A 16883-nucleotide genomic window follows, 5' to 3' on the forward strand; every position below is an offset into this window, starting at 1 on the left:
GATAAACACTGCTGAGCGGCCTGCGGGTCGGAGCGGGACGATGAACGTCGTCGTCGACGCGCGCTGGACGCGCACCGATCAGCACGACGGGATCAGCCGCTACGGGGCGAGCCTGATCGAAGCACTGCACCACCTCCATCCGGTGACGATGTTGATCCACGACGAGCGGCAGTTGCGGTTGCTGCCGGAGGGTGTTCCGCACCTGAAGGTCAACAGCCCGTTCTCGCCGCGCGAGCTGTGGTTGTCGCGCACTCTGAACCGGCTCGGAGCCGACGTGGTGTTCAGCCCGTTGCAGGTGATCGGGGGATTCCGCCGCAAGTACCGGCTGGTTCTCACGCTGCACGACCTGATCTACTACCGGCACCCGGAGCCGCCGGGCTTTCTGCCGCTGCCGGTTCGCGTCGCGTGGCGGCTGTACCACAAGGCTTTCTGGCCGCAGCGCGTCATGTTGAACCGGGCCGATGCGGTGGTCACGGTCAGCGAGACGACGCGCAAACTCATCGCCGAGCACCGGCTCACCCGGCGTCCGGTCACGGTCGTCCACAATGCACCGTCACCGATGCCCGAAGACATCGCAGCACTGGCGGAAGAGCCGGACGCGGCCGGGGAATCCGCGGGCGGACCTCGCGAACTCGTGTACATGGGTTCGTTCATGCCGTACAAGAACGTGGAAACCCTTGTCGCGGGCATGGCGCTCCTTCCTGGGTATCGGCTGCACCTGGTCAGCCGGATCGCGCCGCAGCGGGAAGCGGAGCTCCGGGCGCAGCTGCCGCCGGACTCGGATGTGGTTTTCTGGCGGGGCATCGGGGAAAGCGACTACCAGCGGCTGCTCGGTCGGGCCAGCGCGCTGGTCACCGCTTCTAGGGACGAGGGGTTCGGACTGCCGATCATCGAGGCGATGAACGCGGGGACGCCGGTGGTCTGCAGCGATCTGGAGATCTTCCACGAGGTCACCGGTGGCCACGCGGAGTTCTTCGACCCGGGGTCGTCGAGGGACTTCGCCGCTGCGGTGCGCCGGGTGGAAGATGCCCGGGTTCGTGCCGGCCTGGTGGCCGCGGCTCGCGGTCAGGCGGCGGAGTTCACCTGGGCAAACTCCGCCGAACGACTGCTGGAGCTGATGCGGGACCTGATCCTGACTCGCTGAACCGTCGGGGCCGGCTCAGCGCTCTCTCAGTGCGACCAGACCTTGATGGCGCGGGGCACGTAGGTCGACTTCGGCGCCTGCGAGCCGGGTGGGTAGGTCGCGAAGTCGCCCTCGGTGTCGCAGTGCTGGTCCTGGTACACGGTGACGTGATGTCCAGTGTTGTTCACAAAGGACAGTGCTTCGCCTTCCTGCGCCAGCGGGACGCATTGCTCCATCGCGAAGGTTGAGTCGTTGACGCTGATGTCGTGCCGCTGACCAGCGTGATTCTCCTCGTTCCACACGCAGAAATTGCCCTCGGGACAAGGGTTTTCCGGTGTCGTGGAGGCCTGCGCGTGGTTGGCGCCGAGCAGTCCGGCCGTGATGGCCAGCAACGCGGCGAGAACTACTCGCACGGCCCAGGGCGAGCGCGCTGCGGGGCGGTTCGAGGAGGTGGAGATGGAAGCAGACATGCGAAAGTCCTTCCTAGCTAGGAAAATCAGGAGATTGCGGCCGGATTGGGCCGACTGAGACCAAGATTCTCGAAGTCCGGATCGGAGCGCCAGCAAATAAGCTGGATACACCCCGACCGGGTGGTTTTCGCCGTCTGTCCGGTTTTGGCGGCCGCATCGGCGCGGGAACCGGCGAGTCCCGCGAGCCGAACGGATCATCGGGTGATGAGCGATTCCACCGAGTCGAAGCAGTGGGTACTGCGGATCGGGTGCGAGGAGCTGGTGATCCGGCGGCGCTACGAGGTGGTCGGCATCGTCAACGACTTCCTCATCGCGATGTGGTTCATCCTCGGCAGCCTGCTGTTCTTCCAGGAATCCACCACGACCGCCCGGACGTGGCTGTTCCTGCTGGGCAGCTGCGAGCTGGCGATCTGCCCGGTGATCCGGCTGAACCGCTTCGTGCACCTCCGCCGGCTGCGGTCAGCAGGGCTGCGGGGCTCGGATCAGGAATTCTGAGCCCCGCACCCGGAAGTCGACCGAGAGAAAGGGCCGACGCGTGAATTCGGTCGGAATCAGAGGTAGCAGCCGCTGACGAAACCGCTGACCGAGGTGCGACGATTCGTGATTTCGAACCATTCCGAATTGTTCGATCCATCGGCGCAGCGAACGGTTTCCCCGGGCACCGAACCGCGGATCGTGGCGCGGTCGCCGGGGCCTCCCGAACCCCGCGCATCGGCGGCCGTGCTGGGCTCCGAGCGGATCAGCACGCCGGGCTCCCGGAAGTCCCTTGCCTGGCTCTGATCAGCGGTCTTGGCCAGCGCGTCCTTGATCCCGACGGCGATCGTGCCCAGGTGTCCGCCCAGTCCCGACACCGGCAGTGCGGCGGCGACCATCGTGCTGAGCAGCGCATTGCGAATGGCGGTGCGCATCGTGTCCCCCCACTTCGCCCGCCGGATCGCTCACCATTTCCCCCTGCTAATGCGGAAGCGATCTTTTTCCCGGGCGGGTCGAGTTCCATTTTATGGAGAATTCCGGGGTTTTGGCAGTATCCGATTGGGTAGAGCGAATTCGTGCGCGGCGGCCGAACGGCCGGTGACGGTCCGCGATGGGCTCGGTCGACCGGGCACCACCTGTGGGGGAGCGGCCCGGGATCCCGACGCGCTGAGTGCTGGAACGGCGGAGGCCTCAGGACGGCTGGTCCTGGGGCCTCCGGTGCGATTCGTCAGCCGACTCGCGAGCCGATGCCGGTCAGCGACCGGACCTCCATCTCCGCCTTGCGCTCCTCGTCCACCTCGTCGCTGCGGCCCAGGAAGGTGCCGATGATGCCGCAGATGAACGAGAACGGGATGGACACGATGCCCGGGTTCTTCAGCGGGAAGAACGCGAAGTCCACGCCGGACAGGATCGAGTCCGGCGACCCGGACACCACCGGCGAGAAGATCACCAGCAGCAGGCAGGAGCCCAACCCGCCGTAGATGCCCCACAGCGTGCCCATGGTGTTGAACCGCTTCCAGAACAGCGAGTACAGCAGCGTGGACAGGTTCGCCGAGGCGGCGAAGGCGAACGCCAGACCGACCAGGAACGCGATGTTCTGACCGTTGACCAGGATGCCGCCCAGGATCGACGCCCCGCCGATCACCAGCGCGGTCATGCGGGCCACCTTCACCACGTCGTCGGAGTCGGCGTCGCCACGGCGGATCACGTTGGCGTAGACGTCGTGCGCGAACGACGCCGACGCGGTCAGCGTCAGGCCCGCGACCACGGCCAGGATCGTGGCGAAGGCGACCGCAGCGACGATGCCCAGCAGCACCGTGCCGCCGATCTGGTAGGCCAGCAGCGGCGCCGCTGAGTTCTCCGCACCAGGCGCGGACTGGATGGCCTCGGTGCCTACCAGTGCGGCCGCGCCGTAGCCGATGATCAGCGTGCAGATGTAGAAGGCCGCGATCACCCAGATCGCCCACGCCACCGAACGGCGCGCCTCGCGGGCGTTGGGCACGGTGTAGAAGCGCATCAGCACGTGGGGCAGACCGCCCACGCCCAGCACCAGCGCCAGCGACAGCGACACGAGGTCCAGCTGGGTCAGCTCGGACTTCCCGTACTGCACGCCCGGCGCGAAGATGTCCTTGCCGTGCGGGTTGTTGTCCGCGGCCTGAAGCAGCAGGTCGGTCATGCTGTAGCCGAACTTGCCGAGCAGGAAGATCGTGATCAGGGCGACGCACAGCAGCAGCATCGCGGCCTTGATGATCTGCACCCAGGTGGTGCCCTTCATGCCGCCGACGAGCACGTAGACCATCATCACCAGGCCGACCACGGCGATCACCAGCGCCTGACCGAACGCGCTGTGCACGTCGAGCAGCAGGGCGACCAGGCCACCGGCACCGGCCATCTGGGCGATCATGTAGATGATCGTGATGGCCAGCGTGGAGGCGGCCGCCGCCGCGCGTACCGGACGCTGGCGCATCCGGAAGCTGAGCACGTCGCCCATGGTGAAGCGGCCGGTGTTGCGCGTCCGCTCGGCCACCAGCAGCAGGTTGATCAGCCAGGCGACCAGGAAGCCGATGGAGTACAGGAAGCCGTCGTAGCCGTAGACCGCGATGGCGCCCGCGATGCCCAGGAACGACGCGGCGGACAGGTAGTCGCCGGACAGTGCGATGCCGTTCTGCGCACCGCTGAACGCGCTGCCCGCGACGAAGTAGTCGCTGGAGCTGCCGCGGCTGCTCACCCGGTACACGATGAACAGTGTGACCAGCACGAACGCTGCGAAGACGGTGGTGTTGATGATCGCGCTGTCGCCCGGGATCAGCTGCTGGTCGTTCATCGCTCGAGCTCTCCCGCGTCCTGTCGGATCTCGTCGACCTTCGGGTCGATGTGGCGGCGCGCGAACCGCAGGTAGAGGGTGGTCAGCCCGACCGTGGTGACGAACTGGGCGACGCCCAGCACCAGCCCCACGTTGATCTCGCCGATGAGCGGCCGGGCCATGAATTCCCGGGCGTAGGCGGCGACCGCGACGTAGGCGATGTACCAGATCAGGAAAAACGCCGTTGCCGGGAAAACGAACCATTTCAGTCGGCGGCGTAGCGAGCGGAATTCCTCGCTCTGCTCGATAGTGCGGAAATCGAGCTGTTCCGGGGTGTCTCGAACCGAGCTCTTGTCGATTCCGCCGAAGGCCGACCGCGGATTTCCGGGCTGGTCACCTGGGCCGCCGCGCAGCGCGGATTGCGTTGCGTTGCTCATGGGTCCTTCCTGGTACTTCGCGGTGGGCCCGCCGGGCGCGCGCGGGCCGGCGGAGGCGGGGAATTCTAACCACTTCCCGCGCGGGATCGAAAGTGTGTTGATCACCACGCGGGAAGCCGTTTTCCAGGATCTCAGATGCTGCTGCTCGGCCTTCCTCGGGTTCCCGCGCGAATCGCGGTTACCGTCTGGTACTGCCAGGTCAGCAGCTTTGAAAAGTCGGCAGATCTGATCGACCAGGCATTTCGACGCGGGGTGGACGGCTAAGTCGACTCGGCACTGGGCTGAACGAGTGAAAACGGTGGCTGGTGTTCGCCAACCTTGACCACTCGGCGTGACATCCCCTGTTTGTCGTAGTCGAATGGTAAAAAGCCCCCGGTGCTAGCATTTCACCAGGGGCTTATAGTGCTTGGGTAGTGAAATGTAGCCGCCCCCGGGAAAGGTAACGGTTCGGTACCGGTGTCACGAATACGCCGACCGGAGATGCTAATGGTGACGCTGAGTGCCGTCGGAGACCCATCGGTACAGCGCAGTGCCGCATGGCGATTCCAGGCGCCCGTAGCCTCCCGTCCACAGCTGGATTTCACCCCCGACCACCCAGACGACGATTGCGGGATCGCACGCATGCGCCGTTCTCCCCACCATTGTTCGCCCGAGAGGCCCCGAACCGCGACCGACCAGCGCGGAGCCCCGAGCTCGACGCCAGGAGGGCGCTCGTGAGCGAGGGGAAGTTCGGGCGGCTCCGCGACGCCGCGGTGCAGTGGCGCAACTGGTCCCTGCCGATCAAGCTCGGCGCCGTCGTCCTGGTTCCGGTCATCTTCGCGGTCGCGCTCGGCATCGGGCAGATCCGCTGGCAGGTCGAGCGGGCCGCTGAGTTCGGCCGCGTCGAAGAAGTGCTCAACGCGGTGGACCGGATCGAACCGCTGATCAACGGGTTGCAGCGGGAACGCAACAGCGCGGTCGAGTTCCTGGCCGGCGACGGCGCTTCCGGTGCCGTCGACCGGCAGGTAGCCGAGGTGGACCGCGCGGTGGGCGAGCTCGGCGAGGTCGTCGCCTCGTCCGACGCCTTCGCGCAGGTCGTCTCGGACCGCTACCGCGAACTCCAGGGGGAGCTGGGCAAGCTCGCCGAGTTGCGCCAGCAGGTCCGCGGCAACCAGCTCCAGTCGGACCAGGCGATCGGCGCCTACAGCGGCGTGATCAGCTCCGTGATGGCCCTGGACCGCGCGCTGACCAGCAGCGTCGCCGACCAGAGCCTGTCCAGCACCGCGACCGCGATGCAGGACATGCTGGCCTTGACCGAGGAAGTCCGGCTGCAGCAGGCGCTGGTGCTGACCGGGCTGAGCGAAGGCGCTCTCGAAGCGGAGGCGCTGGACGCCCTGCACGGGTCGCGCGCCCGATTGGCGGGCAAGATCAGCGAAGCTCGCGCCACAGTCGCCGAGCACTGGCAGCAGCGGCTGGACGAGACGCTGCACACCGCGCCGATCCAGGAACGCAACCGGATGCTGGGCGCGATCATGACCGAGAGCACCGACGACACCTACAGCGGTGAGTACTCGATCGCGCGGGACGACTGGAACTCCGGCAGCGACGCCTCGGTCCAGGTGATCGACCAGGGGCACGACGACCTCGCCGCCGAGGTCCGCACGCGCGCCTCCCAGCTGGAGGACGAGGCCAGCGACGCGGCCGGTTGGGACTCAGTGCTGCTGCTGTCGGCGCTGATCATCGCCGCGACGATCATCATCGTGATCGCCCGCCAGCTGCTCGGTTCGCTGCGCGAGCTGCGCACCAGCGCGCTGGATGCGGCCGACTACGAGCTGCCGGCAGCGGTCGACGCGATCCGGCAGGGCCGGCGCGCCGACGCCGCGGTGAGCCCGGTTCCGATCGACACCACCGACGAGGTCGGTCAGGTGGCCCGGGCCTTCGACGAGGTGAACGAGCAGGCGCTGCGACTGGCGGTCGAGCAGGCCGACCTGCGACGCGGCTACAGCGACGTGTTCGTCAGCGTTTCCCGGCGGAGCCAGGGACTTCTTGAGCGGCAGCTGCGGCTGTTCGAGGAGCTGGAGCAGGATGAGGAAGACCCCGACCAGCTCGCCCGGTTGTTCCAGCTGGACCACCTGGCGACCCGGATGCGCCGCAACAACGAGAACCTGATGGTGCTCTCGGGCCAGAACCTGGCCCGGCGGTTCAACCAGCCCACCGATCTGGCCGACGTGCTGCGCGCTGCGGTCTCCGAGATCGAGCAGTACCCGCGGGTCATCGTGCAGCCGCCGCCGGCGCTGAAGCTGCGCGGCAACACCGCCAGCGACTTGGTGCGCCTGGCGGCCGAACTGCTGGACAACGCGGCGAACTTCTCCGCTCCGGACACCACGGTGACCGTGTCCAGCTACCAGGCTGGCGACGGCACGGTGGTGCTCGACGTGCTCGATGTGGGCATCGGCATGGGCGATGCGGAACTCGCGCGCGCCAACCAGCGGCTGGCCGCGGTCGACGAGGACGACCTCGCCGCCTCTCGGCGGATGGGCTTGTTCGTGGCCGGTCGCCTCGCGGTGCGGCACGGCGTCGGCGTCGAGCTGCACGGCGGTCCGGACGTCGAGGGCGTCCGCGCGACCGTGGCGATCCCGGCCGAGCACGTGGTTCCGATCGACACCGGATCGGTGCTGCCCACCCCCAGCGCGCCCGCGGCTTCGCCGTTGCCGACCCGCCGCAACGGCCATTCGCACACCGAGCTGCCGACGTCCGGCGAGCTGCCGAGCCGGATCCCGGCGGAGACCTCGCCCTGGCAGGAGCCGGGGTCGTCGAGCCTGTTCGAATCGCGCTCCCCGGAACCGGAGGACTCGCCGACGGCGCACCTGTTCGACGCGCCGCTGGACATCCCGCAGCAACCGCGGCCGATCCCCGGAGACTTCGACTGGCCCGGCGCCGAACCGCCCGCCGCGCGGCGGGAAGAGGCGTCGCCGATCTTCGAGGAAGTCTCCACCCAGTGGTTCCAGCCAGCGAGCGAGAAACTGCAGCCGAAGGCGCTGACCGAGACCGGTGAGTTCAGCTGGCCCGGCGTGGAGGACGAGTTCCCCCGCAAACCGGAGCCCGCCGAGCCGGTAGCGCTGCCGCTGACCGAGGCCGGGCTGCCGCGTCGCACGCCGCGCGGCGAGACCGAACCGGCCGAGCAGACCCGGAGCGTGGAGGACATCAGCCGCCGGCTGGCCCAGAACGGGGTGCAGTTCGGCGGTTCCACGGAGTCCCGGCTCAGCCCGGTCGACCCGGCGGATTCGGAGCCGTGGATCCCGCACGACGTGGGTGCGGACGACGCGTGGAACTTCGCCGCCGACAAGGCGCGCGACGCGGCGGAGGCCGCCGTGAACCCGGAACCCGGCTCGTTCACCAACGCCGGACTGCCGCGCCGCACCCCGAAGGCGCACTTGGTCCCGGGTAGCGTCTCGAATTCCGAGCCGACCAGCACTGGGATGTTCCAGCGCGATGCGGACAAGCTCCGCGGTCGGCTGGCCGACTTCCAGAGCGGTGCGAGCCGCGGTCGGCACCGAGCAACCGACGAGGATTGACATGGTGTCCGCAGCGCGAAGGCGTGATCACCTCGGCAACGAACAGGAGGTTGCATGACTGCTCAGATGATTTCCCGCAGGTTCGGCTGGCTGATCACCGACTTCACCGAGCGCGTGACCGGTGTGGCGCACGCGATCGTGGTCTCCGCCGATGGACTGGTGCTGACCGCTTCGGCGACCCTGCCCAGGGACCGGGCGGATCAGCTGGCGGCCGTGGCCTCGGGGCTGCTGAGCCTCACCCAGGGCTCGGCGAAGTGCTTCGAGGCCGGGCAGGTCGTGCAGACCATCGTGGAGATGGAGCGCGGCACGCTGCTGCAGATGGGCATCAGCGACGGCTCCTGCCTGACCGTGCTCGCCGCCCCGCAGTGCGACATGGGTCTGATCGCCTACGAGATGACCATGCTCGTGGAGCGCGTCGGCCAGATGCTGACGCCGGAGATCCGTTCGCAGTTGCAGGGCTCGACCGGCGCACTCGTGTGAGGTTGCGATGAGCAGAAGATCGGGGCACTCACGAGGGCGAAGACGTGACAGCAGCGGCGACAACGGCTTCGCCGACGTCGTCAACGGGTTCAGCTTCGGCAGCGCGAAGCGCAAGCGCGGGGGGCGCTCCGAAGCCGAACGGTACGATGAGCAGCGCCGTGATCAACAAGAGGCGTCGGAATCGTCCTACCTGGACGAGCCGGCGGACGAACCCGCTGCCCCGGCGGCGTCGAGCATCCGTTCCTACACCTGGACCGGTGGGCGAACCAGGTCCTCGCACAAACTGGAGCTGGAGACCCTCGTCTCGATCGGGGAGGGGTACCGGCCGGGCACCGCTGTTCGGCTGGAACACCAGTCAATCGCAGAGCTGTGCCAACACCCCAGGTCGGTGGCCGAAGTCGGGGCGCTGTTGTCGGTGCCGATCGGGGTGGCCCGCGTGTTGCTGGCGGACATGGCCGAACTCGGGTTGATTACCGTGCACCAAACGGTGAGCGAAAGCGGTAGCGCACCACACATGGTGTTGATGGAAAGGGTTTTGAGTGGACTCCGTCGGCTATAGCGCGCCCAGGCTCGGCACCACGCCGCAGGCCGCGAGTCGCGCCGGCACCACGTCTACCTCGGCAAAGATCGTGGTGGCCGGTGGTTTCGGCGTCGGCAAGACGACCTTCGTCGGTTCGGTATCGGAGATCGTGCCGCTGACCACCGAGGCGGTGATGACCGAGGCGAGTCGCGGCGTCGACGACCTGGGCGCAACGCCGAACAAAGCCACCACCACCGTGGCGATGGACTTCGGCCGCATCACGCTGGCCTCGGACCTGATCCTGTACCTGTTCGGCACCCCGGGCCAGCAGCGGTTCTGGTTCATGTGGGACGACCTGGTCAAGGGCGCGATCGGCGCGGTCGTGCTGGTGGACACCCGCCGGCTGGCCGACTCGTTCTCGGCGATCGACTTCTTCGAGGACCGCGGTCTGCCTTACACGGTCGGAGTGAACTGCTTCGACGGGCAGATGCTGCACTCCATCGAGCAGGTCCGCGAGGCGATGGCGATCGGCCCGGACGTGCCGATGGCCCCGTGCGACGCCCGCGACCGCGAATCGACCAAGCGCACGCTGATCGGTCTGGTGGAGCACGCGATGCGCCACTGGACCTCGCGCATGACCTGAAAAACCAAAGGGTCGTGAGGGCGTAACTAATTACGTGCTCACGACCCTTTTGGTCACTGCTTGCGGGCGACTCCGCCGAGCAGGTTGTGGGCTTCGGGGCTGGGCTCGCTCAAGTGCGGGCCGTCGGGCCACCAGTCGAAGAGGTAGGTCAGGCCCGGTTCGACCATCTCCAGCTCGTGGAACAGCGCCGCGATCTCCTCGCGCCGCCGGTAGAAGCAGCTGCCCATCATCTCGTTGAAGCGCACCTGGGACTTGACCGCCAACTCAGCGCAGTAGCTGCCGTCGGCCGGGTTGAACAGGTGAGAGATCGCGACGTAGGAGCCCGGCGCCAGTGCGTCCACGTAGGACTGCATGACCTGGCTGGGGTTCTCCTCGTCGGTCACGTGGTGCAGCGTGTTGCACTGGATCAGCCCGACCGGCCGGCTCAGGTCCAGGTGCTTGGCGACCATCGGGTCGCTCAGGATCGCCGCCGGATCGCGCAGGTCACCCATCAGGAAGTGGGTGTTGTCGTTCTCCTCGAGCAGCGCGCGGCCGTGCGCTGCCACCGACGGGTCGTTGTCGACGTAGATGACCTTGGCCTCGGAGTTGAGGCGCTGCGCCGCCTCGTGGGTGTTCTCCGCGGTGGGCAGGCCGGAGCCGAGGTCGAGGAACTGGTCGATCCCGGCGCCACCGGCCAGGAAGCGGACAACCCGGATCAGCCAGGCCCGGCACAGTCGGCCGACCTCGATGGCCTCCGGGGCGATCTGCTGGATCTGCCGCAGGACCTGGCGGTCGACCTCGAAGTTGTCCTTGCCGCCGACGAACGCGTCGTAGACCCGCGCGATGCTGGGCTTGGTGGTGTCGATCTGCGGCCGGTCAACTTCTGCCATGTCGTGGGTCCGCTCGGTCCGAGGTGAGAAATGATCTAGTCCAGGGTAAGCGCCGGAGTTGGTTCGGTAAACACCCGTCACTGTCCGTCTTCGGTGATGTGGACGGTCTTTTCGGCCGCCTCCGGCTCCGCGAAGTCCAGCAACCGGAGGCCTTCCGCCACCAGTGCTTCCGCATCCGCGTCGGGCAGTTCCCGGTAGGTGGTGATGTGCAGCGCCGCAGTGTCACGCTTCCGGGTGATCTGCCAGGTGCCGTGCAGGAAGCCGTCCACCAGGATCGTGCCGGGCAGCACCGCGTTCTTCACGCTGAACAGGCGCTTCCTGTCCTCCGGCGACATGACGCGACTGCGGTCCTGGTGGGAGAGCAGCAGGTTGTCGAACGGGGGCAGGAAGCGCGGCGGGCTCGGCAGTTCCGGGTCCGGGAGCGGGGCGTCCGGCAGGTCCAGCAGCTCGCGCCCGTTGTCGTCGCGGAAGCTGCGCAGGTCTAACTCGCGCACCACGTCCTTCAGCCCGCGCAGGCCGGACCAGGTCTGCATGTCCGCGACGCTGGCCGGGCCGAACGCGGAGAGGTAACGGCGGAGCACCTCGCCGAGCGGAGGCGATTCGGCGAGTTGGCGGCCGAGCCAGGTTTCGGCCGTCGCGTAGACCGGCTGGCCGCTTTGCCCCCAGATCGCGCGCGGCGGGATCTGCACCAGCGGCACCAGGTTCCGCACCGCGAACGCCAGCGCCGCCGGGGACCGGTCTGGCCAGCGCTCGGCGAGCAGCGGGCGCAACTGGGCCGCGGTGCGGGGCTGCTCGTCCAGCAGCTTCCGGCCGAAGGTGGTGAGTTCGGTGTAGTCGAGTCCGGCGAACTCCCCGCGGTGCTCGGTGTTGCTGTGCACGTTGCGGTTCAGGAACGACTGCACCAGCGGCCGCAGCTGCAAGCAGTCCTCGGCGGAGACCAGGTGCACCGTGCCGCGCATCAGCACGATGCGGACCACGCTCCGGTCCAGCAGCCGTTGCGCCAGGTCATCGGGTTGGAAGTCGGTCAGCCGGGTCCACAGGCCGAAGTACGGCGGGAACGGTGCCTGCGCCTGCATCCCGACCAAGTGCTCCACCACTTCGATCGGGGACTTCTCCGATCGGTGCAGCAAGAGCTGCCGGTGCAGCGTCGCGCGGTTTAGCTGGCGCTGGGTGAGGACGGGCATCGGTCTCCTTCCGCCGACGGGACAGTACGTGGGCGCACCGACATCGGGCGGTGGCACACTGACCGCGATGAGTGGAGCGGTTTTGGTCCTCGGGGGCCGCAGTGAGATCGGCGTGGCGGTCGCGGAGCGCCTGGTCAAGCAGGGGTGCACCAAGGTGGTGCTGGCGGCGCGGCGGTCCGCGGACCTCGACGCGGAGGAAGCGCTGCTCCGCGAGGTGGGCGCGACCGAGGTGGCGCGGGCGGAGTTCGACGCGGACGACGTGAGCAGCCACGAGGAGCTGCTGCGCGGCATCGTCGACGAGCACGGCCCGATCGACGTCGCGGTGACCGCCTTCGGGCTGCTCGGCGACCAGGAGCGCGCGGAACGAGAAGCAGCGCACGCGATCGAGATCGTGCACACCGACTACGTCGCGCACATCAGCGTCCTGACCCACCTGGCGAACCTCCTGCGTGAGCAGGGCAGCGGTCGGATCGTGGTGTTCTCGTCCGTGGCCGGCGTGCGGGTGCGCCGCGCGAACTACGTGTACGGCTCGGCGAAGGCCGGGCTCGACGGCTTCGCCAACGGCCTGTCCGACGCGCTGGTCGGTAGCGGCGTGGAACTGCTGATCGTGCGACCGGGATTCGTCATCGGCCGGATGACTCAAGGCATGAGCCCGGCGCCGTGGTCCAGCACTCCCGACCAGGTCGCCGACGCGACCGTCTCGGCGCTCCGCCGGGGCCGTCGAGTGGTGTGGGTTCCCGGAATCCTGCGTTGGGTGTTCGCGGCGATGCGCCTGGTCCCGCAGGCCATCTGGCGCCGCATGCCCCGCTGATTTCCACAGTTTCAATTGAAACTGCAGGTTTCAGTCGCGACTGAACACAGTTTCAATTGAAACTGTAAATCTCACCCACGGCGGATCACAGTTTCAATTGAAACTGTGGTTTACGGCAGGTTGAGCGCTTGTGGGTCGAGCGCGAGGTGGTCGCGGAGGGCGGTGGTTCCGGTGGGGGTGAGGCGGACCGCTCGGCTGGTGCCGATTCGTTTGATCCAGCCGTGGGCGAGGAAGCTGCGCAGCAGGTGCGCACCCGCGCTGCCCGCCAGATGCGAGCGGCGTTCGGTCCAGTCCAGGCATGGGCGGGCCAGCGGGCGGCGGGTGCTGCGGAGGTCCGCTTCGGCGATGCCCAGAGTGCTGGTCAGCCAGGTGAAACCGGTGTCGGTCAGAGAGAAGCCGTCGGTCTGGTCGAGGCGTCCGGCCGTGGTCATGGCGTCGGTGATCGCCACGCCGAGGCGTCCGGCGAGGTGGTCGTAGCAGGTGCGGCCGTTGGCCAGCGCCGCCGAGGCGCTGACCGCGCGCAGCCCGGTCGGCGGTTGCTGAGTCGGGCCTAGGTAGCTGATGAACGACTCGAGGAGGTCGGCGACCTGCGCGTTCGCCAGTTGCACGTAGCGGTGCCTGCCTTGGCGGCGTTCGGTGAGCAGACCGCCCTCGACCAGCCGGTTCAGGTGCTCGCTGGCCGTCGACACCGCGACACCCGCGTGCCCGGCCAGCTCGGTCGCGGTCCACGCGCGCCCGTCCAGCATCGCTAGGCAGAAGACCGCCCGTGTCTGGTCGGCGAGAAGTCCGGCGAGCCGGGCCACGTCGCGTTCGATGGTCATGCCGCCATTCTGCGTCGACAACACTTCGGCGGGCGCCGAAGCGTTGGGGCCCTACCGTGGCGGCATGTCGGGAGAATTCCACGCACTCCACCAGGACGGGCTGTTGTTGCTGCCGAACGCCTGGGACTTCGCCTCCGCCGCAGCGCTCGTCGACGAGGGCTTCGCCGCGATCGGCACGACCAGCCTCGGGGTGGCCGCCGCGCACGGCGAACCGGACGGGGAAGGGCGCACCCGCGCGCAGACGGTCGAGCTCGCCCGGCGACTGGTCGATCTGCCCCGCCCGATCAGCGTCGACGTCGAGACGGGATTCGGCGATCCGGCCGGGATCGCTGAAGAACTCGCCGAGCTGGGCGTTGCCGGGATCAACCTGGAGGACGGTCTCGGCGACCCCGTCCACCAGTAGGAACTCATCGCCGAGGTGAAGCGGCGCGCGCCCGGTCTCTTCCTCAACGCGCGCACCGACACCTACTGGCTCGGGCAGCCGTCGCTCAGCGACACGATCGACCGCGCCGAGCGCTACGTGGCGGCTGGGGCGGACGGCATCTTCGTGCCGGGCATGAGCGCTGCCGGCGACATCCGCGCGCTGGTGCATGCGGTCCGCGTGCCGGTCAACATCCTCTTCCAGCCAGGACAACGCATCGAGGAACTCGCCGCGCTCGGAGTTCGGCGAGTGAGCATGGGCTCGCTGCTGTACCGCGCGGCACTGCACAGCGCCGTCACGACTGCGCGTGCCGTTCGCGATGGTTCCCCTGTGCCGTCAGGTGTTCCGGGTTATTCAGCTGTGCAGGACTACGTCGTCGGTGGTCGGCGACGCGGTTCCGGGGGTTTCCAGTGACCGCCGTCCGGTCCGGTCGGGTGCGACACCCCGGCGCCGAGGTAGGTGCGGAACCAGTCGGCGGCGAGTTCTGCGACCCGTTCCAGCGCACCGGGTTCCTCGAACAGGTGACCGGCATGCGGCACGATCTCGATCTTGACGTCGGTCAGCGGTAGCGAGGTGAGCAGCTCGACCGCCTGGCGGTTGAGGTTGAGCACCTCGCGGTCGTCGCCACCGACGATCAGCAGCGTCGGGGCCTGCACCGAATCCAGGCCTTCGCCGGCGAGATCAGGACGGCCGCCGCGCGACACCACGGCGGCGACGCGGTCCGGCCGGCGTCCGGCGGCCTTCAGGGCGGCGGCCGCGCCGGTGCTGGCGCCGAACAGCCCGACCGGCATGCGCTGGGTCGATGCCCAGGCGCTGAGCTGGTCGATTGCGGGTACCAGGCGTTCGGCGAGCATGTCGATGTCGAAGCGCAGTTCGTGGGTGTGTTGGTCGAACTTGGCCTCCTCGGGGGTGAGCAGGTCGAGCAGCATGGTGCCGAATCCGGCGCCCTGCAGCGATTCTGCGACGGCGCGGTTGCGGGGGCTGTGCCGGGAGCTCCCGGAACCGTGCGCGAACAGGACCACCGCCCGGGCAGGCGGTGGCACGACGAGATCCCCTTCGAGGTCGCCCCCGGGGGTCTTGACGATCACCGGCTCGGTCGCGAGTTGAACCATGTGAGCCTCCTCCGGTTCTGCAAGCTCCGACTACCCAGCCGCACGACCCCCGACACGCAGGGGAATCGGGCTGTCCCCGGACCAGTGACAGCCCGGTGATGTCTGCGGCGGAACCGGCTCGGGGGCCCGCCCGGAGCGAGGAGTCCGCGACCTCCCGCAAGTTCCATTGAAATTGGACGTGCGATTTCAATGAGCCCTTTTCATCCTGTCCGGCTGGTGACCGCGAAGCACGACCGACACCGCGCAGCGCGGGGCGCATGCGCCGCAGGCGCATAGCCCACCCCCGCAACCGGCACCGCCACGCAAAACGAGCCTGGAAAAACCTCAATGGAAATTGAGTGATTCATCCCCAGGGTGGGCGAGTTGTCCACACCCGTCGGCATGTCGGAGTACGACACGCCCGCATGTGTCGGGCGCGTGCGGGAAGTGCGGACTCCTCAGATCGTCACCAGTCGGCTTCGCGGGTGGTGGCGTTGCCGAGGGTCATCGCGAGGCGGTTGGTCCAGGCGCTCACGGCCGCCACCGCGATTAGGTCGCGGATGCCTTCGGAGGTCAGGCCGACCTCGCGGAGACGGGCGATGTGCTCCGGCGTCAGGGCCGTCGGGGTGGGGGACAGGGCGCCCGCCGCGTCGACGATCGCGCGTTGGCGCTGGTCGGGGACCGATGCCGGGCCCGCCTCCGCCAGGGCCACCGAGGTGACCCGGTCGTCGGACAGCTCGACCTGGCGGCGGCCGTGGACGCCGGAGGAGAGCTCGCAGCCGGTGCGCAGGGACGCGGCGAGCGCGGCCAGCTCGCGATCGGCGATGGCCAGCTCAGCCGGGTCGCTCATGATCGCGTTGTAGATCGCGCTGCACGCTTCCAGAGCTTCCGGGTCGTGGCGCAGCGCCACGTCGAACGAGTCCGCCTCCACCCACGGGACCCAGCGCATCTGCGGGAACGCCTCGTCCGGCGTCGGCAGCTCGCAGCCGTCCGCGGTGGACCCGACCTCGATGCTGTTCTCCGGTTGCGCGACCGATCCGCCGTCGGCCTCCTCGACCAGCCGCAGCCCGCGCAGCAACCGGATCCGGAAGCTGGTCGCCGCCACGACCTGCGCGGCCGCCACGACCTGCGCCGTGTCGAAGCCCTGCTCCCGCAGCTCGCCGATCTCGGCGACGCTCACGTCCGCCGGGTCCAGCGCGACCTGCTCGCAGTGCGCGAGCAGCGCCTGCTGCGGCTCGGACAGCTCCGCCCAGCGCTCGACGTCCCGGACGACGTCGGCGGCACCCTCGCCGGCCAGCGAGTCGAGTTCCGCCGCTAGCTCGTCGGCGTGGTCCTGCTCGTCGTTGACCAGCGCGACGCGGAGCGCGATCCGGGTTCGGTCGGCCCGGTCGAGCGCGGACTGGTCGGCCGGGCGGAGCACCGCGGCGTCGACGTTCGCGGTCAGCTCGCGCACGTCCGGTCGAAGCACGGCCAGCACCGCATCGGCGCGGACACTGCTTGCGGTCGTCATAAGCATCCTTGTCCGGTTGATCGGCTTTCCTCGCGTAGTTTTCCACCGAGCGTGACCGGCTCCACCAGTGCCCGGGTCGTGAGTGCCTAAGAACCTGTTTCCAGGCTCGTTTTGCGTGGCGGTGCGGGTAGCGGAACCTCAGCGTCAGCCTGGTCTGCGGGTGCCCAACTTGA

At 68.4% G+C, this 16883-nt stretch carries 17 protein-coding genes and 1 pseudogene; 9 read left to right on the forward strand and 9 right to left on the reverse strand.

The annotated features are described in order from the left end of the window. The first annotated feature begins 40 nt into the window (after positions 1–40). Positions 41–1144, forward strand: coding sequence for a glycosyltransferase family 4 protein (locus tag ACWCO2_RS20775; protein WP_450129394.1), 1104 nt, complete (start codon positions 41–43; stop codon positions 1142–1144). Positions 1145–1170: 26 nt separating this feature from the next. Here ACWCO2_RS20775 and ACWCO2_RS20780 read toward each other — a convergent pair whose 3' ends face one another. Then, positions 1171–1593, reverse strand: a complete 423-nt coding sequence (locus ACWCO2_RS20780) for a peptidase inhibitor family I36 protein (RefSeq protein WP_450129395.1) — start codon at positions 1591–1593, stop codon at positions 1171–1173. 204 nt (positions 1594–1797) lie between these two features. Between ACWCO2_RS20780 and ACWCO2_RS20785 the strand changes: the two genes are divergently transcribed. Then, positions 1798–2088 carry a YrhK family protein gene (locus ACWCO2_RS20785; protein WP_450129396.1) on the forward strand — a complete coding sequence of 97 codons (291 nt, stop codon included), beginning with the start codon at positions 1798–1800 and terminating at the stop codon, positions 2086–2088. 56 nt (positions 2089–2144) lie between these two features. Here the strand turns inward: ACWCO2_RS20785 and ACWCO2_RS20790 are convergent, their stop codons facing one another. The 3 genes from ACWCO2_RS20790 to ACWCO2_RS20800 all read right to left on the reverse strand — a co-directional run bounded on the left by ACWCO2_RS20790 (position 2145) and on the right by ACWCO2_RS20800 (position 4914). Continuing rightward, entirely contained in the window at positions 2145–2501 is a 357-nt protein-coding gene (locus ACWCO2_RS20790; protein ID WP_450129397.1) for a hypothetical protein, read from the reverse strand. A gap of 293 nt (positions 2502–2794) precedes the next feature. Next, positions 2795–4390, reverse strand: coding sequence for a solute symporter family protein (locus tag ACWCO2_RS20795; protein WP_450129398.1), 1596 nt, complete (start codon positions 4388–4390; stop codon positions 2795–2797). Beyond that, a complete protein-coding gene (locus ACWCO2_RS20800) occupies positions 4387–4914 on the reverse strand; it encodes a DUF485 domain-containing protein (RefSeq protein ID WP_450129399.1) in 528 nt (175 codons plus the stop codon). Before ACWCO2_RS20800 ends, ACWCO2_RS20795 begins: the two co-directional genes overlap by 4 nt. A gap of 27 nt (positions 4915–4941) precedes the next feature. Here ACWCO2_RS20800 and ACWCO2_RS20805 point away from each other — a divergent pair, with 27 nt between their 5' ends. The 5 genes from ACWCO2_RS20805 to ACWCO2_RS20825 all read left to right on the forward strand — a co-directional run bounded on the left by ACWCO2_RS20805 (position 4942) and on the right by ACWCO2_RS20825 (position 10003). Beyond that, the gene (locus tag ACWCO2_RS20805) at positions 4942–5070 is read left to right on the forward strand and encodes a hypothetical protein (RefSeq protein WP_450129400.1); all 129 of its coding nucleotides are present in this window, start codon (positions 4942–4944) and stop codon (positions 5068–5070) included. A gap of 449 nt (positions 5071–5519) precedes the next feature. Further along, complete coding sequence (locus ACWCO2_RS20810; protein WP_450129401.1) at positions 5520–8360, forward strand: nitrate- and nitrite sensing domain-containing protein; 2841 nt, start codon at positions 5520–5522, stop codon at positions 8358–8360. A 54-nt stretch (positions 8361–8414) separates the two neighbouring features. After that, entirely contained in the window at positions 8415–8840 is a 426-nt protein-coding gene (locus tag ACWCO2_RS20815) for a roadblock/LC7 domain-containing protein (RefSeq protein WP_450129402.1), read from the forward strand. Between the two features lie 7 nt (positions 8841–8847). Continuing rightward, on the forward strand, positions 8848–9399 hold the full coding sequence (locus ACWCO2_RS20820; protein ID WP_450129403.1) for a DUF742 domain-containing protein: 552 nt from the start codon (positions 8848–8850) through the stop codon (positions 9397–9399). Next, positions 9380–10003 carry a GTP-binding protein gene (locus ACWCO2_RS20825; RefSeq protein WP_450129404.1) on the forward strand — a complete coding sequence of 208 codons (624 nt, stop codon included), beginning with the start codon at positions 9380–9382 and terminating at the stop codon, positions 10001–10003. The genes ACWCO2_RS20820 and ACWCO2_RS20825 overlap by 20 nt, the downstream gene beginning before the upstream one ends. 53 nt (positions 10004–10056) lie before the next feature. On the opposite strand, the gene ACWCO2_RS20830 is transcribed toward ACWCO2_RS20825, so the two are convergent. Together ACWCO2_RS20830 and ACWCO2_RS20835 are read right to left on the reverse strand one after the other, a co-directional pair. Further along, a complete protein-coding gene (locus ACWCO2_RS20830) occupies positions 10057–10872 on the reverse strand; it encodes an SAM-dependent methyltransferase (protein ID WP_450129405.1) in 816 nt (271 codons plus the stop codon). A gap of 77 nt (positions 10873–10949) precedes the next feature. Beyond that, on the reverse strand, positions 10950–12056 hold the full coding sequence (locus tag ACWCO2_RS20835; protein ID WP_450129406.1) for a winged helix DNA-binding domain-containing protein: 1107 nt from the start codon (positions 12054–12056) through the stop codon (positions 10950–10952). 67 nt (positions 12057–12123) lie between these two features. Between ACWCO2_RS20835 and ACWCO2_RS20840 the strand changes: the two genes are divergently transcribed. Next, positions 12124–12867, forward strand: a complete 744-nt coding sequence (locus ACWCO2_RS20840) for an SDR family NAD(P)-dependent oxidoreductase (RefSeq protein WP_450129407.1) — start codon at positions 12124–12126, stop codon at positions 12865–12867. Between the two features lie 110 nt (positions 12868–12977). Here ACWCO2_RS20840 and ACWCO2_RS20845 read toward each other — a convergent pair whose 3' ends face one another. After that, a complete protein-coding gene (locus ACWCO2_RS20845) occupies positions 12978–13688 on the reverse strand; it encodes an ArsR/SmtB family transcription factor (RefSeq protein WP_450129408.1) in 711 nt (236 codons plus the stop codon). Positions 13689–13752: 64 nt separating this feature from the next. Between ACWCO2_RS20845 and ACWCO2_RS20850 the strand changes: the two are divergent. Then, positions 13753–14523, forward strand: a pseudogene (locus ACWCO2_RS20850) (isocitrate lyase/PEP mutase family protein). Here the strand turns inward: ACWCO2_RS20850 and ACWCO2_RS20855 are convergent. Together ACWCO2_RS20855 and ACWCO2_RS20860 are read right to left on the reverse strand one after the other, a co-directional pair. Then, positions 14478–15221: a dienelactone hydrolase family protein gene (locus tag ACWCO2_RS20855; RefSeq protein WP_450129409.1), complete on the reverse strand. Its 744-nt coding sequence runs from the start codon at positions 15219–15221 to the stop codon at positions 14478–14480. The pseudogene ACWCO2_RS20850 and the gene ACWCO2_RS20855 sit on opposite strands and share 46 nt — an antisense overlap. A 445-nt stretch (positions 15222–15666) precedes the next feature. Then, on the reverse strand, positions 15667–16710 hold the full coding sequence (locus ACWCO2_RS20860; protein ID WP_450129410.1) for a peroxidase-related enzyme: 1044 nt from the start codon (positions 16708–16710) through the stop codon (positions 15667–15669). Between the last annotated feature and the right edge of the window lie 173 nt (positions 16711–16883).

The organism is Saccharopolyspora sp. NPDC002376 (assembly GCF_053593195.1).